The following is a 16,102-nucleotide window of genomic DNA, read 5'->3' as shown; positions in this document are numbered from 1 at the left end:
ACGACTCCTGCGCCGCGCCAGGTTCCCCGTCATGAAAACCCTCGACGGCTACGACTATACCCACGTGCGACTACCCGACGGCTACACCAGGGACCAACTCACCAGCCTCGAGTTCCTCGACCACGCCCAGGACCTCGTCTTCTACGGACGCACCGGACGAGGCAAGACCCACCTGGCCACCGCCCTGGGCGTCAAAGCCATCGGACAGGGACGCGCCGTGCGCTTCTGCCAGACCGCCGAACTCGTCCTGCAACTGGGCAAGGCCAAACGCGCCGGCAGTCTCGATCAGATCCTCAAGGACCTGGCCCGCGCCGATCTGATCATCCTCGATGAATTCGGCTACGTGCCCTTCGACATCGACGGCGCCCGCCTGCTCTACCAGATCATCGCCGGCGCCTATGAACGACGCAGCATCATCTTCACCACCAACATCGAATTCGGCAAATGGGGCACCATCTTCGCGGATGACAAACTCGCCGCCGCGATCGTCGACCGCATCGTCCACCACGGACGCCTCATCGAATTCCACGGACCAAGCCGACGCATGAGCGAAGCCCTCATGTTCGACCACACCAACAACCAATCAACCACGACCAGCATGCCCCAATGACCAAAACCGAAAAAACTACATGACCAAAACCAAAACACCGACTTGACAAAATACACGCGATGGCGCCGTTGCCGCGCACGCGGTTCGACGCGGTCGAGTGGGAGTCCCGCAAGGCCGACAAGGAGGGCGTCGTCGCCGTCGACGGGCACAGGTATCTTGCAGGCCCGTCATGGCGTGGATGGCGGCTCGAGGTCGGGTTGCGCGCGTTCGACGTGGAGATCCGCACCGGTGACGGCAGGAAGGTCGCGGGCCTGCCCCGCGCGTACGGCGAGGCGTCCGGCACGGTCCGCGACCCGGCGGCGGTCCTGCCGGCGTTGGTGCGCAAAACCCGCGCGTGGGGCGAGAGCCCGATCCGCGGTGACGTGCCCGACGCGTTGCGCGAAGCGCTCGACGGGATGGACGCGGCCGCCAGACGCGGCGCGTTCCGGGTGTTGGCGCGCGCCAGCACGGAGAGCGGGTTCGACGCGGCGGTGCGCGCCGCGGACCACCTTGCGTCCACGGGCAGGCCGATCGACGCGGCGAGCGTGGACGTGATGGCCCGGCGCATCGCCCAGGGGGAGGCGCCCGTGGACACGCCCGTCCCGGACCTGAGCGTCTACGACAAGTTCAACAGACCCGGCCGCGAGGGGAACGGAGACATGGCATGAGCACGGGAAACGGCAAGGAACAGGACACCAGGCGCCGGCGCGCCTCGACCGGGCGCCGGATGGAGGCGATCATGGAACTCGCGCGCGGCCTGCCGCTGACCCGGCAGGTCCTCGCCGACAGCCTGGAGGAGGCGACCGCGGCGCAGATGGCGTTCATGGAAACATGGATGCGCGAGGAGATCGCGTCCCGCGGGCGCTCGAAACGCGCGCGCCTGCTGCGACAGGCCGGGTTCCCCCAATCCAAGGAACTCGACGGGTACGACTGGACACCGGTCCGCTTCCCGGTCGATTACGGGCGCGAGTCGCTCGAGTCGCTCGAATTCACCGGGCGGCACGAGGACGTGGTCCTGTTCGGGCCTCCCGGCACGGGCAAGACGCACCTGGCCATCGCCCTCGGCCGCAAAGCATGCAGGGAAGGCACGGAGACGCGCTTCTTCACCGCCGCCGGACTGGTCATGCGCCTGCTGCGCGCCAAAACGGACAACCGGCTCGACAAGGAACTCGCCATGATCGGCAAGGCGGGGCTCCTGATCATCGACGAGCTCGGCTACGTGCCCGTCGATGAGGAAGGCAGTCGCCTGCTGTTCCAGGTCGTCACCAATGCGTATGAACGTCAGAGCGTGATCTTCACCACGAACATCGAATTCAGCGGCTGGGGACGCGTGTTCGGCGACCCGAACATGGCCGCCGCCATCATCGACCGGACAGTGCACCACGGGCGCATGATCCGCTTCGACGGCGACTCGTACCGGCGCACCCACGCGCTCATGGAATAACCACACACGACAACAAAACAAACGGGCGGCAGGAACCCCGTGCTCAAATGGACCAATTCCTGCCGCTCACTTGGACCAAAGCAACACGCTCAAACGGACCACTTCAACTTGACAAAACACATTAATAATCGCGTTCCCAACCTACCCCTGCCTTACCTCCGGCCGCATCGCATCCCCTGGCACGTCCGCGCGCGTATCCTCGACGCCCAGTACCTCCGCCCAGTACTCCATCGGCTGATCATACGGCTTCGCGTCTCCCCCGCGCGACTGCAGCATGGCCTTCGCGGCGTGCACGTCTTCGCCGGTCAGACCGCTGAAATACGATTCGAGCCTGCCGCGGCGCTCCGGGTCGTAGAACAAATCGTTCACGACTTGTGTGAGTTTTTCGGCGCGCTCCACCGGCAGCGAATCCCAGTGCCGCATTTCGATGAAGTTCTTGAGGCGTACATCGTTGAAATGGGTGGACAGGACATGGTTGATCTCGTATGCGTTGAGTTCGCGGTCGGGGTACACGTCGGCCGCGTTCTCGCGGAAGGCGGCGAACTCGACGTCGTGGGCGGGGCGTCCGTCGTATTCCGGCGTATGCGTCAGGTCGGCGAACATGAGCGGCGTGCTGAGCACATCGACGGCGTAGTCCTCCCAACTGAACCGCTCATCGTAGAGTCCGGGGGTCACGTTCGTGCGTTGCACGTCGAGGTAGTCCCACATCCGCTGTCTGCACAGCGGCCACGGGTTGCGTTCGCCTTCGAAATACGGGGTGTTGCGGAAGAACCATGCGAGGATCGGTCCGATCGCGGTGCCGAGGCGCATCTTGTCGATCGCGTCGCGTTCGCTCGTGTAGTCGATGCTCACTTGTGTCGACGCGGATGCGCGCATCATGCACGGTCCGAACTGTCCGATGCGTCCGAGGTATTCGTTCATCGCCGCATACCGCAGTTTCGGGTTGAGTGGGATGTCCGCATACGATGTCTTCGGCTGGTATCCGTAGTTGACGAGGCGGAAGCCGAGTTCGTCGAGGATCGGCTGCGCTTCGGCGATGAACCTGCCGTGCAATGCGAGCAGTTCCCCGGGTGTGCGCAGGATGCCGATCGAGGTTTCGATCTGTCCGCCCGGCTCGAGTGATATCGCGAGTCCTTCGCGCGCGAGGCCGACGAGGTGGTCGTCCTGCCAGTATTCCTCGTCGGCGTCATAATAGGGCCGCAGACGCAGCAGCAGTTCCTCGACGCCGTTCGCCTCGCCGTAGGTGACGGCGGTGTCGTCGGCGTTGTGCACGGGCAGATGTTCGATTTCCACACCGAATCCCCCGGTGCCCGGTGCGGAGCATCCTTCCTCGAAGAAGCGGACAAGGCTGCGCACGTGCTTCGGGTTCGTTTGGGCGAGCAGATGCGCATATGAAACTCGTGGTGTCGTCATAAACGCCCATAGTAACGTGTGCACATGGGGACACGGCGCGCGTGTTCTAAAACTTTTCAATAATCTGTACAAATTCGTGCGTGAATCGTACCGATGACGTCCGCGAAGGCGGCGGCGAAGAAGGCGCGAGTCAGCGACGCGCGGCCTTTTTCGCGGCCGAACCGTCAAACGGACGTCCCAGTGGGGCGTCCGTAGGTTCGGTGAGCGGCTTGCCGCGAAGGCGGCGGCGAAGAAGACGCACGTCAGCGACGTGCGGCCTTTTTCGCCGCCGCGATCATCAGTTTGATGCGGTTGAGCTGGTTCGCTTCGCTCGCTCCGGGGTCATAGTCGATCGACACGATGTTCGCTTCCGGATACATCCTGCGGATCTTGCCGAACATGCCGCGTCCGGTCACATGGTTCGGCAGGCATGCGAACGGCTGCGCGCATATGACGTTCGGACAGCCGGATTCGATGAGTTCGACGATTTCACCGCTCAGGAGCCATCCTTCGCCCGCCTGTACGCCGATCGAGGTGACGGTCGCCGCCTTCTTGACGAGTTCGCCCATCGGCAGATCGTTGTCGAATGTGTCCGAGGCGCCGAGCGCGTCGCGCACGGGTTTCATATACGCGTTGATGACACCTTTGAACGCGGCCATGAGCGCCTTGTTGCGCCCGGTGCCGATGTTGTGTTCGTTCCATTCGTTGATGTACGGGCGCATCGTCATGAAGTCGATGATGCCCGGCACGACGGCTTCGCAGTCCTGTGATTCGATGACGTCGACGACGTGGTTGTTCGCGTCCGGATGGTATTTGACGAGGATCTCCCCGACGACGCCGACGCGTGTCTTGCGTGGCACGTCGCGCCGTGGGAGTGCGTCGAAGCTGCGCACGATGCCTTTCGCGAGCGCCGCGTATGTCCAATGTTCGCGTCCGAAGACGTTGCGCGCCATCGTCGAGCGTCCGTGGTTGAGGAGGGTTTCGCGGATGATCGCGTTCCACCGTTCGTAGAGTCGGTTGGCGCTTCCTGGGCGTTGTTCGTATGGGCGTACGCGGTAGAGGCATTTCATCAGCAGGTCGCCGAGGATGAGTGATTTCGCGACGCGGTGCAGCAGGGGCACGGTTGGTGTGAATCCGGGGTTGTCGACGAATCCTTGTGTGGAGATCGCGAGGACGGGGATCTGTGGGTAGCCTGCGTCGATGAGTGCTTTGCGGATGAGGGCGTAGTAGTTGGTTGCCCTGCACATGCCGCCGGTCTGGGTGATGGCGAGCGCTGTCGTGTCCGGGTCGTATCTGCCGGATTTGATGGCTTCGACGAGCTGTCCGACGGTCATGATCGCCGGGTAGCACGCGTCGTTGTTGACGTATTTGAGTCCGGTTTCGACGTCGGTTTTGTCGGCGTGGTCGAGGACGTCGAAGTGGTAGCCGCTTGCACGGACGGCGGCTTCGACGAGTCGGAAGTGGATTGGGCTCATTTGTGGCGCGACGATCGTGTGGGTTTTGCGCATCGCTTTCGTGAAGGGCACGTGTTGCGCGTAGTGGCTCATCGTCGCTGTGCGCGCGCGTTTCGTGTGCGGTGCGCGCAACGCGTTGTCTGTGGTGGTGTTCGGTGTGGCGTTTGTCGTGCCGCGCGCCGCCATGATCGCGTCGAGCATTGCCTGCCTGCCTGGTGTCGGCGCGAGGGCGCCGGTTTTGCGGAACGTGCCCGTCGCCGTGGGCGCAGCGTCCGCCGTTTCCGTATTCGAGGCGTCCGCCGTTTCCTTGTTCCGTTCGCGTTCCTCGATTGCCGCTTTGAGCGAGCGCAACCGTATTTTCGCGGCGCCGAGGTTGGAGACTTCGTCGATTTTGAGCATCGTGTACACGTCCGCTTTGTCGGCGAGGATTTCGGCGACCTGATCCGTTGTGATCGCGTCGAGTCCGCATCCGAACGAGTTGAGTTGGACGAGTTCGAGTCCGGGATGGTGGGCGACGACGTCGGCCGCCTGGTAGAGGCGCGCATGGTATGCCCATTGGTTCATGACGCGCAATGGCAGTTTTGTGGCTGCGTGCGCGTGGCGGAACCCGTCGGCGTCGTGCGCGCGCGGATTGTCCTCCCCTTCCGCGAGGTAGGCGCTCACGTCGGGCGTGTTGTCGGCGTCGAGCCAGCTGATGGAATCCTCGGAGAGCACGGCCATGCCGAGCGAGCATATCGTTTCGGGGATGCCGTGGTTGATTTCGGGGTCGACGTGGTAGGGGCGGCCTGCGAGCACGATGCCGCGGCATCCGTGTTCCTTCATATAGGCGAGCGCGCGCAGCCCTTCCTGCCGCACGTCGTGTTTGAAGACGCTGTCTTCGGCGTAGGCGGCGGCGACTGCGGTTTCGGCTTCGTCGCGTGTGACGCCGGCCCATGCGAATTCCTCGACGATGCGGTCGACCATGAGGTCGTGGTTCGCGAGGTTGAAGTATGGTTTCATGAATCGTACGCCGTCGGCGCGCAGCGCTTCCATGTTCGCGTCGATGACGACCGGGTAGTTCGCGACGACGGGGCAGTTGTAATGGTTGTCGGCGTCGGGCACGAGGTCGTCCTCGAAGCTGACGCACGGGTAGAAGATCGTGCGGATGCCTTTGTTGAGGAGCCAGGTGATGTGGCCGTGGACGAGCTTCGCCGGATAGCAGATATTCTCGGACGCGATCGATTCGATGCCGGTTTCGAACAGTTCATGGTTCGACCGTCCCGAGATGACGACTTTGAATCCGAGGTTCGTCAGCAGTGTAAACCAGAACGGGTAGTTCTCGTACATGTTGAGGACACGTGGGATGCCGATTTCGCCGCGCGTCGCCTTGTTGTCGGTGAGTCTGCGGTATGCGAACGCTCGTTTGTATTTGTAGTCGTAGAGGTTCGGACGGTCGGAACGTTTGCGTTTCGCGTCGCCGCCGCGTTCGCAACGGTTGCCGGTCACGTACCGCGAACCGTCGTGGAATGTCGTGATCGTGAGCTTGCAATGATTCTGGCACAGTTTGCACACGTCACGTTCGGTCGTCATCGTGAGCGCGTCGAGCGCGTCACCGGTGAGGATCGACGATATCGTATGTTCGGCGCCGCACACGTTCGCCGTGAGCGTCTCGCCGCTGCGCGCGTCGCCGTCGGTGTCGTCGGCGACGTCGTCGTAGTGCATGCGTGCGGTGAGCGCGGCGCCGTACGCGCCCATGAGTCCCGCGATGTTCGGACGTGTCACGTCGCGTTCGGTGAGCAGTTCGAACGCGCGCAGCACGGCGTCGTTGAGGAACGTGCCGCCCTGGACGACGACGGTGTCGCCTAGTTCGCCGGAGTCGCGCAGTTTGATGACCTTGTAGAGCGCGTTGCGCACGACGGAATAACACAGGCCTGCGGCGATGTCCTCGACGCTCGCGCCTTCCTTCTGCGCCTGTTTGACGGACGAGTTCATGAACACGGTGCACCGCGAACCAAGGTCGACGGGATGCGTCGAGTTGAGCGCGGCCTGCGTGAACTCCTCGATTGAAAGCCCCATCGACTGTGCGAAGGTCTGCAGGAACGAACCGCACCCGGACGAGCAGGCTTCGTTGACGGCGATCGAATCGATGACGCCGTCGTTGACGGCGAGGTATTTCATGTCCTGGCCGCCGATGTCGATCACGGCGGTCACACCGGGGCTCGTCACCTCGGCGCCGCGGTAGTGCGCCATCGTCTCGACGACGCCCTCATCGAGGTGCAGTCCCGTCGCGATGAGGCCTTCGCCGTAACCGGTCGCGCAACTGCGCGCGATCCACGCGTCCGCGGGGAGCTCACGTTGGATGCGTTTGACGATGTCGATTGCGGCCGTCAACGGCGAACCGTCGTTCGTCGCATACGACGACCAGACGATGTCACGGTCGTCGTTGACGAGCGTCGCCTTGATCGTCGTCGATCCGGCGTCGATGCCAAGGAAATGCGGACCGGTCGCGCCTTCGAGCGTGCCGACGTGCACATGCTCGCGATGGTGACGTGCGCCGAAGCGCTCACGGTCCTCATCGGTCGCGAACAGTGGCGGCATCGTATGCGCGGTGCCCGTGAGACGTTTCGCGTCGTCGAGCGCGGCGATGACCTGCGCGCATGTGCGCTCGGCGATGATGCCGCTCCCCTCCCACTGGCCGGGTTCGCCGGCGATGAGCGCGGCGCCGTACGCGACGTACAGGTGGGCGTCCTCGGGTGTCACGAACTCGTCGACCTTGCCGTCGAGCGCACGGCGGAACGCCTCGCGCAGCTCGGACATGAAGAACAACGGACCACCGAGGAACACGACGGTGCCATGGATCGGACGTCCGGACGCGAGTCCTGCGATCGTTTGCGTCGCGACGGCCGTGAAGATCGACGCGGCGAGGTCGGGTTTCGCGGCGCCGTCATTGATGAGCGGCTGCAGATCCGTCTTCGCGAAGACGCCGCAGCGCGACGCGATCGGATACAGGTGTTCGTACGCGCGCGCCATCTCGTTGAGACCGGCGGCGTCGGTGTCCAAAAGTGTCGACATCTGGTCGATGAACGCGCCCGTGCCACCCGCGCACGACCCGTTCATCCGCTGTTCGGGCGTCGGTTTGAGATACGTGATCTTCGCGTCCTCGCCGCCGAGTTCGATGATGACGTCTGCTTGCGGGACCTGCTCGTCGATCGCGCGCGTCTCGGCGATGACCTCCTGCACGAACGGCACATGGATCGCGTCGGCGAGCGCAAGACCTCCCGAACCGGTGATCGCAAGGCGCACGGGCTCGTCGGCGCGTCCCCGCACGCGCAACATATGCGCGATGTCTTCGAGCAGGCCCTGCATCGTCGCGCGCACGTTCGCATGGTGGCGGCGGTAATCGCAGAACAACGCATCGTCGAGCGTATCGGAACCGTCGAGCACGACGGCCTTGACGGTCGTCGAGCCGATGTCGAGGCCGATGCGGATATGCGCGGGGTCGATGGAAGGCGATGCGAGCTTCCCTGTGTCGTCGGTCGACTGGTCGGTCGGCACCGTATGCACCATCATTACCTCGTATTCCGTCTCGATTGCGTACGTATGCGAACGGCCGCGCATCCTACCTTGGACGTTTCGGCCGTCCGACATAATCCTCGCTATTCTAGTGGTGAGCCGGTACGTCGTCCACCCTTCCGCATGTGAAACACCGCACTCCGGTACGCTGACGCGACCGCCGGCGTACCGCACGTAGGAGCGTACCGTCACGCAGCGAAAAAATGCACGATAACGTTCACCGGGAAGGAACGCTGCTACAATCGCCGGTATCGTAAGCCGTGCACACAGCAGATCAGCAAACGGGGGTGCCCATGTCCGAACGTGCATTTGAGACCAACGATCCCGACAATCCGCAGACGGCGCCGACGTCCGTGTTCCCGCAGACGCCGGCACAGCCGTCATCCCCGACGTCGCCGACGATGCGCATCGACATCGACGAACATATCGAGGAGGAACCGGCGACCGTACCACTCCCCCCACGTCCCGCGGAGCCGGCACCCGCGAGCTATCCGCCCGAGGAACCGCCGATCGACGATGGCAACGGCGGCGGCGACGCCGGAGACAACAACAAACCGCGCAAAAAGTGGCCGATTGTCACCGCAATCATCGTCGCGATCGCACTCGTCGCGGGCATATGCGGCGCGATCGTCTACAGCAACAAACATGCCGAGGCGCTCGTCCGCTGCCGTGCCGCGGTCGCCGATTTCAGCGACGCGCGCAAGAGACTCGTCAACACGACGAAGAACCTGTCCGCGGTGCAGCAGTGGGCGCTCGACACACTCGGCGTCGACGGCATGATCGACGCGGTCGCGAAAGCGGCGGGCGCCGCAGAAGGGACCGTGTCGACGGAAGGGTGCGCGACGAACGCGACGATTACCCAACTCAACCTTGTCGCCGACACGGTCACGAGCGCGACGACATCGCTCAATGAATCAGTCAATGATATTACCAAACAGCAGAAGGAACAGGACAATCTGCTCAACGGCAGCGATTGGAAGAAGAAAGCGCTCGAATTCATCAACGGTTCGCCGAATGCGGACAGTTCCGCGGATACGAAGGACGACAGTGCGTCCGACGGTGCGAACAATGACGTGGACAATGCAAAACGCGGATTCAAGGATTCGCTCGAACACGCGAAAGGTCTGCTGAGCTCGCTCAAACAACAGTACGGCGATTCCGCGGCCGGGAAGAAAATCAGCGAAGGGTTGCAGTCCGCGATAGATGCAGCCGAAAAACTCGACCTGTCACCGATCACGAATTCGAGGATCTATAAGGCCGGCAAAGCGACGCTCGACGAGGCGATCTCCGTCGTCAACAACTGGATCGATGCGCAAGCCGCAAAAGCGAAGTAGCACCCCTGTGCAGCGTGTACCGCAGCGCGTGAAATACCGCAGTGCGGTACGGTGACGGACGTCTCAGCGTACCGGCGTGCGGAAAATACAGCAATCGGTGACACAACATCGCAGTCGCATCGCAATATACATATGTCATATTGGAACAACGCCATCCACCATCCTTCAGCCATATGTATGTAAGTTAATTTGTTGATATTCCAGCATTTTCGATATGGACATACCATAGTTGACAGCACACAACGACTCACTTAGACTTGTTTGATGTTATATACATATGGCCTTCAGGTCACTCACCAATAGGGGGAGCATGATGCGTGAAACGCCCATTCCCGGTTATTCGATGACCGCACAGGACTACGCCCGCCGCGCGTTCCAGAGCCACGGCTACCAGATCCGCGACGTCAACGGCAGCGGCGTCAATTTCATCGCGAGCCGTCCGGGGGAAAGCCTTGGCGTCATCGTCAGCATGCGTGACCGCCGCGCCAACAACAATCCGGAGGTCACCTACAAGCAGCAGAAGATCAACGCCGCGCTGTCCGAATCCACGAGCCATGGCGCCAAGGCGGCCGTGTTCATCGTCCTCGTCGACAACGGCATCGGCGTGCACGCCGTATGGACCACGCTCGAATCCCTTATCCACAGCCGTGGCGCGAGCGCATATTACAACCCGATGACGAACACATACAGCCGCTCGACGCTGTCGTTCAAGATCGACGAAGGCTCGCGCAGCACATGGGTTCCGTGGAACTGACCCAAGTCGGCAGTCGGCATTCTGCATGCCAGCTCTTGGACCTGCCTTCTTGGATTGGCGCAAACGATCTGACTCACTGATCGGATCCCACGACGATGCAGCGACTGGCGCGGAGAGATTGCCAATGATGGAATCTCCCGCGCCAGTCTCATATCCGGCGCCGACAAGCAATCACGACGATATCCGCAAAGGTCACCTCGCGCTACACAGTGCACCACATACGCCATATATGCGTCATCTGCATATTCGATGATATTGGACATTATTTCGCGCTTTCTTTGACGGAAGTGCGAAATATGGCATACTGTATATGGCATTCACTGTGTGGCGACTAACGAGTGGATGGCAGCGAGAAGAGGAAGTCGGAAAGAGGACAAGGGAGAAGAGTCCAATGATTTGCACAAGTTGCAACGCGACCGTACCGGATACCGCCCGTTTCTGCACGCACTGCGGCATCCAATTGATATCGTCCGCAACCGCGAGCGCTTCCATGCCGACGATACCGCCTACGCCGGCCGCACCATCCGTTTCGAATGGTCTGCCGATTCCAGACCTGCCGCCTGCTCCAGGCATGCCGAATCCGTCAATGCCGGCAGCCGCAACTGTACCGACTGCGGCAACGAACGCAGGCTCACCGTATTATCCGCCCGCACCGGCGGCACCGTCGACCCGTACCTCGAACAGTCCCCTCGGTGATGTCGAAGAGAACCTCGCCGTGATGCCTGGGTTCGTCGCGAGCAATGCGATCTGTGTGCTGCTCGCTCTGCTCATCGTCGTCGCACTCGTCGCGGGACTGCGCTGGTGGGGCCTCATCCCCGTCGCCATATTCCTCTTCGCGTTGTATGCAGGCGCAGCATATGTCGGCGACAAGCCTTGCAGATTCGAGACCTCACTACGCGAAGCCTTCGCAAACGACGGCACCGCCCAGACCCAGCCCCAGTCCCAAACCCAAGCCTCCGCCATCCCCGCGAACAGCATCGCGAACACCGGTGCCATGATGCCATCCACGATACCGCCGACACCCGGCGCCACACCAGCAACGATGATGGCAACCATGCAGTCGATCCCGTCACCAGACACTGCCGCAATGACCGCCGCCACTATGCCCGCCACACCGATGGCCCAACAGCAGCCGGTGCAGCAGATCCCGGCAACCGGCGCACCGCAGACGATCATCATCCAGACGGCCCCCGAGAAGAAGAGCAACGGCGTCGGCACCGCCGGCTTCGTGCTTTCGTTGATGAGCATCCTGTTCTCGTGGACACTCATCGGCGGCGCCGTCATCTGGATCCTCGGTCTGGTCCTCAGCTTCATCGGCATGTTCCGCAAGCCGCGCGGTCTGGCGATCACCGGATTCATCCTGTGCCTGCCGAGCCTCATCCTCATCATCGTGCTGTTCACGACGCTCGGACACACATTCGGCCTATTCTCCTGACCAACAGAGGTTCCCGTCATGAGCACTCCACAATCCCCCTCCCCACAATTCTGCAGCAATTGCGGAAAACCGGTCCGCCCGAACACCAAGTTCTGCACAAGTTGCGGGCAGCCGCTCACGGCGAAACCTCCAGCACAGGCGACGTCCACTCCCGCAGCACCCGCGATTCCCGCAGCACCCGCGATTCCCGCAGTTCCCGCAGTTCCCGCAGTTCCCAACGCTCCCGCGGCCGCCGCCTCCCCTGTATCCCCCGACAGCGCATCGACCGCGAGAAAACATTACAGCGCGCGTACATGGGTATTGTGTGGCACGGTCGCGCTCGTCCTGATCGCCGCAATCGCCGTACTCGTCGGGCACACATGGCTGCAGCATGAGCACGACACGGCATATCAAGCATGCGAACAATACAATACGCAACGCCACGAGAAGATCGATGCGCTCAGCAAGAAGCTCGACGTATACGAGAAGACTGATTTCCTGCGCTACCGAAACTCGGACAGCACATACGGCAGCATGGCGGTGGGGAACCTCAACTCCAACATCGGACAGATGAGGAACAACTTCGAAATCTTCTGTTCCGTAACCGACACGACCGATCAGCTGCGCTCGCAGCTTTCACAGGAACACAGCAACGAAGCCAACCTTGACAAAGGCATCGCCGAGATCGAATCCCTCATCCCCTATATCGATACGATGAAGGAAATGCAGGCGACGGCCGGTAATTACAATATGCCGAGCTGCACCTTCATCGCGGGGAATTATAAGTATCGTCGTCATCTGGACAAAGAGGACTTTGCCAACATAGTCATCGACGAAAGTTGCGGACTACGTTTCGTCCAATACACCAATACCGCCCTCGACGACCTTGAGGCGGCGTTCAGCGGCGACATCGACAGCATGATTGGCGATAGTCGGCCGTCTCAAAGAGTCAATCTCGATTCCATCGAGATGATATCGCATGATTTTGGCTCCGCGGAATGGAAAGCCTCCGATGGTGACATCACCGCCTGTGTTGTCGCGGCAGCGCCCGGAGTACCCATCGACACGGAGTACTATCCATACCGATCCATGGGGCTCGGTTTTGACGGACTCGAAGATCTCGAATACATGCGCATCTCGATGACGACCGAATGCGACAGTCCTTCGAGTGCATCGATATATTACAAATCAAAGGACGACACCGACGCATTCCTCAAGGAACGCATAAACGATTCGTCGAAGTCGCTCGACACGGTCTACGACAAGGCACACAAGATCTGCGAAGCGAACGCCGGCACCTATACGGCGAAGGATGGTACGACGATCACGTTGCGCAAGGATTGCACAACCCTGCGCACGATGGACGATGGCAATACGCCGCAGATGGTCCCCTTCGACGCCACTTCGTTCATATCACCCATGGATGGCACCTATATGTGGGGCACGACCGGAGAGGGCCTACCAATCATCAAGATAGTGACGAAGGACTCGAAGGAAGGCTTCAGGGATGTGCAAGAGCGCACCGATGTCCCCAGAATATCAACATTCATCATGCAGATGCCGACCTCGCAGCGCGAATACGACGAAGGCCTCCTCGTCAAACAGTGACGGTCCGCCATTGGCGATACGCGGCATCGATAACAATCCCGTATCCAGACCACCATCCTGAACGTACGGATGGCATCCGACACAACCCACCCCCATTACACCGATAGAAGGAACAGCACATGTTTTGTACACAATGCGGAGCGAAGAACACTGACGATGCCCGCTTCTGCACGTCGTGCGGCGCTACGCTCAGCCAATCCGACGCAGCACCCCAGACACCCGCTGCGGTCCCAGCACCGGTGACGGCGCCAGCACCATCACCGAGCACCATCGGCGCGATGAATGCGCCCGTCAGCACCGCACCCATCGCGAAAACCCCACACAGTGGGCAGCAGCCATTATGGGCAATCATCGTAGCGGTGGTATGCGTCATCGAGACCATTCTGCTCGCGTGGATCCTCATCGCCAAACCAGCACAGACAGGGAACAAGAAGAATCTGGAAGGCGTCGTCAACCTGTTCTCCCTTGCCGCTGAAGGCATAAGCGCCGCCAATGGTTACAGCTTCCGCGCTTCGGCGAAGGCTGAAGGCAATACAGTGGTCATCACGGTGAAGTTCCCCTCAGTCGTCTTTGACCGTTCGAATTCATCATCCAAGGAATGGACGTTGTGCCAAGCTTTAGATAGCAGCGATTGCTACACATACACGGAAAACGATTTGAACGACTACAACAACATGATCGCCAAAGAATACATTGGAAAGATACAAAACGATTTCCGACAGATGACCGGTATCTCCAATCTCGGGTTCACGGTGAAACTGACCGACAGGGACGGAGCATTGATCGCATCGATTCCGATCGATAAGTATCTTGAGAGCGGCGTCATGCAATGACGACCGATTGATCATTCCGTCACCACGATGACCAGCCATTGAACGATGGCTGGTCATCGTCGTTCTGCGTGGACGAGGTACGGGACGCATCAGACGCGGAACGGTCGTCTTCCCAGTCTGACCATCCGCCAAAGCTTGGTGTTTCCGCAGGTTCCGCACTCTTTGCAGGCTTCCGGCCCTTCGCCGCCGACGTCGGTTTCCGCGCCCCTGACGATCCCCGCGCCCCAGTGCTGGAACTCGAATGGGACCGGGAACGTGCGGGCTTCCCCGCAGCGGGCGTGTTTCCGTCACCGCCACTGGACGTCCAATGATCCTGCACAAGATTGCGGCTGCGCGTGGAGCCGTTCCCTGGCATCGCCGACCGTTGCCCATACAGCGACGAAATATCGTATGCGCTCACCCATCGCGTACTTCCATCCGTGAAGAGGATGTATAGGTACGCACCGTCAGCGGACAGGCATATGTTGTCCACGTCCGCATATCTGCCATCGGCACCCATGGGACGTGCCAGATACTGGTCCGCCGATTCCGACGTCGCGACATCCACGATTGTGCACAGCAGCGAATCATCGACGACGACCGCAAGCGTCGCACCGTCGCCCATACGGGTATCGATGAATATCGGACTCCGTCCGGACGAAAGCGGCATGAGCGGAACCTCCACAACGGCCATGCCGTCTTGGTTCAACGCAACGACCTCGTCGCCGACCGCCATCATCCACCCGCCTGCATACGCCGTCAACGCAACGCTGTATCCACGGAACGCGAATACACCTTCCTTGTTCGCATCATGTCTCGTACCGATGACGGTTTTATGGGTCGCGGTCATGTCATACACATATCCGTGCACGACGTGTTCACGCGGATCGAATGTGCACAACAGCAGATCCATATCATCGAGCGAAAAACATGCCGCGACGAGATCGGTGCCGATTTCCCTCGACGATGCCGGCGCTGCGACGGGGAACATATAATCCTGTTCGTTTTGCGGACCATAGAACTTATGGGGCTCTTCTCAAGTTAGTGTGTAAGGGCCGTGCTTCATCATTGCTTGTGTGATAGAAAAATTGAATGAGGAAACACGGCCTGAACCCGAGTTTATCGTGTTCGACCCCCAACGTTTCCTTGGTTTGGATGAGATGGGTCTTCGTGTGCTCTCGTGGCGGCGTCTTGGCAGGCCGGACGGCCCGGGATTAAGGCAGATCAGGTGCGAGCCGGACTCGCACGACGCACGCTGGTGCCCCTCGTGCGGCGCGTATGCCAGGGTGCGTTCGTCGTGGCTGCGCACGCTGGCGCATGTGCCCTACGGCGACGACGCGGTGCATCTGCTGGTGCGCGTGCGCCGCTACGAGTGCGTGCCGTGCTCACGCTCGTGGAGCGATGATCTTGAGGCGGTGGGCGCCGGCAGGGGCGTGTTGAGCGTGCCGGCGGTGATGTGGGCGCTGCGGCGCGTGTGCCTGGACTCGATGACTGTCTCGGCGTGCGCCAGGCTGCTTCATGTGGCATGGGCGGTGGTCGACCGGGCGGTGCGCGAGCAGGGCATGCTGCTGCTCGAGCAGGCCGACCGGTTCTCCTCGGTGCGCGCGATCGGCGTGGACGAGCACGTGTGGCGCCACGGCGCGTTCGGAGACCGGTACGTGACCGTGATCGTCGACCTGACCCCGCGTTGCGACGGCAGGCCGGCAAGACTGCTGGACATGGTGCCGGGCCGTTCCGCCCAGGTGCTTC

General features: G+C 61.3%; 11 protein-coding genes and 1 pseudogene. 10 read left to right on the top strand and 2 right to left on the bottom strand.

Annotated features, from left to right (window positions below; genetic code table 11):
• From istB (B1526_RS08705) to istB (B1526_RS08695), 3 genes are all read left to right on the top strand, one after another.
• The coding region (istB, locus tag B1526_RS08705) for an IS21-like element helper ATPase IstB (RefSeq protein ID WP_095615665.1) at positions 1–610 on the top strand (610 nt) is incomplete at its 5' end.
• A 59-nt stretch (positions 611–669) separates the two neighbouring features.
• On the top strand, positions 670–1,257 hold the full coding sequence (locus tag B1526_RS08700) for a Mu transposase domain-containing protein (protein ID WP_201260152.1): 588 nt from the start codon (positions 670–672) through the stop codon (positions 1,255–1,257).
• Positions 1,254–2,033 carry an IS21-like element helper ATPase IstB gene (istB, locus tag B1526_RS08695; protein WP_095615662.1) on the top strand — a complete coding sequence of 260 codons (780 nt, stop codon included), beginning with the start codon at positions 1,254–1,256 and terminating at the stop codon, positions 2,031–2,033. The genes B1526_RS08700 and istB (B1526_RS08695) overlap by 4 nt, the downstream gene beginning before the upstream one ends.
• Positions 2,034–2,174: 141 nt before the next feature.
• Here istB (B1526_RS08695) and B1526_RS08690 read toward each other — a convergent pair whose 3' ends face one another.
• Positions 2,175–3,446 (bottom strand): glutamate-cysteine ligase family protein, encoded by a 1,272-nt coding sequence (locus B1526_RS08690; protein ID WP_095615661.1) that lies wholly within the window; start codon positions 3,444–3,446, stop codon positions 2,175–2,177.
• Positions 3,447–3,688: 242 nt separating this feature from the next.
• Complete coding sequence (locus tag B1526_RS08685) at positions 3,689–8,425, bottom strand: acyl-CoA dehydratase activase-related protein (RefSeq protein WP_095615664.1); 4,737 nt, start codon at positions 8,423–8,425, stop codon at positions 3,689–3,691.
• 299 nt (positions 8,426–8,724) lie between these two features.
• Between B1526_RS08685 and B1526_RS08680 the strand changes: the two genes are divergently transcribed.
• The 7 genes and pseudogenes from B1526_RS08680 to B1526_RS08645 form a co-directional block, all read left to right on the top strand.
• Positions 8,725–9,765: a hypothetical protein gene (locus tag B1526_RS08680; protein ID WP_095615660.1), complete on the top strand. Its 1,041-nt coding sequence runs from the start codon at positions 8,725–8,727 to the stop codon at positions 9,763–9,765.
• Positions 9,766–10,075: 310 nt separating this feature from the next.
• Positions 10,076–10,519, top strand: a complete 444-nt coding sequence (locus B1526_RS08675) for a hypothetical protein (protein ID WP_095615659.1) — start codon at positions 10,076–10,078, stop codon at positions 10,517–10,519.
• Between the two features lie 310 nt (positions 10,520–10,829).
• Positions 10,830–10,949, top strand: a pseudogene (locus tag B1526_RS09445) (hypothetical protein); the annotation flags it as partial.
• Positions 10,950–11,234: 285 nt separating this feature from the next.
• Positions 11,235–11,954, top strand: coding sequence for a hypothetical protein (locus B1526_RS09010; RefSeq protein ID WP_235607123.1), 720 nt, complete (start codon positions 11,235–11,237; stop codon positions 11,952–11,954).
• An 18-nt stretch (positions 11,955–11,972) separates the two neighbouring features.
• A complete protein-coding gene (locus tag B1526_RS08660) occupies positions 11,973–13,541 on the top strand; it encodes a zinc ribbon domain-containing protein (protein ID WP_095615657.1) in 1,569 nt (522 codons plus the stop codon).
• A gap of 119 nt (positions 13,542–13,660) precedes the next feature.
• Positions 13,661–14,374, top strand: coding sequence for a zinc ribbon domain-containing protein (locus tag B1526_RS08655; RefSeq protein WP_095615656.1), 714 nt, complete (start codon positions 13,661–13,663; stop codon positions 14,372–14,374).
• 1,067 nt (positions 14,375–15,441) lie between these two features.
• Positions 15,442–16,102, top strand: a 661-nt coding sequence (locus tag B1526_RS08645) for a transposase family protein (protein WP_456061926.1), incomplete at its 3' end; no start/stop codon positions are given.

Source organism: Bifidobacterium criceti (assembly GCF_002286935.1).
In the GTDB taxonomy this organism is placed as follows: Bacteria; Actinomycetota; Actinomycetes; order Actinomycetales; family Bifidobacteriaceae; genus Bifidobacterium; species Bifidobacterium criceti.
Note: the sequence above shows the minus strand (reverse complement) of the source record. Positions and strands in the feature narration are given on the sequence as shown.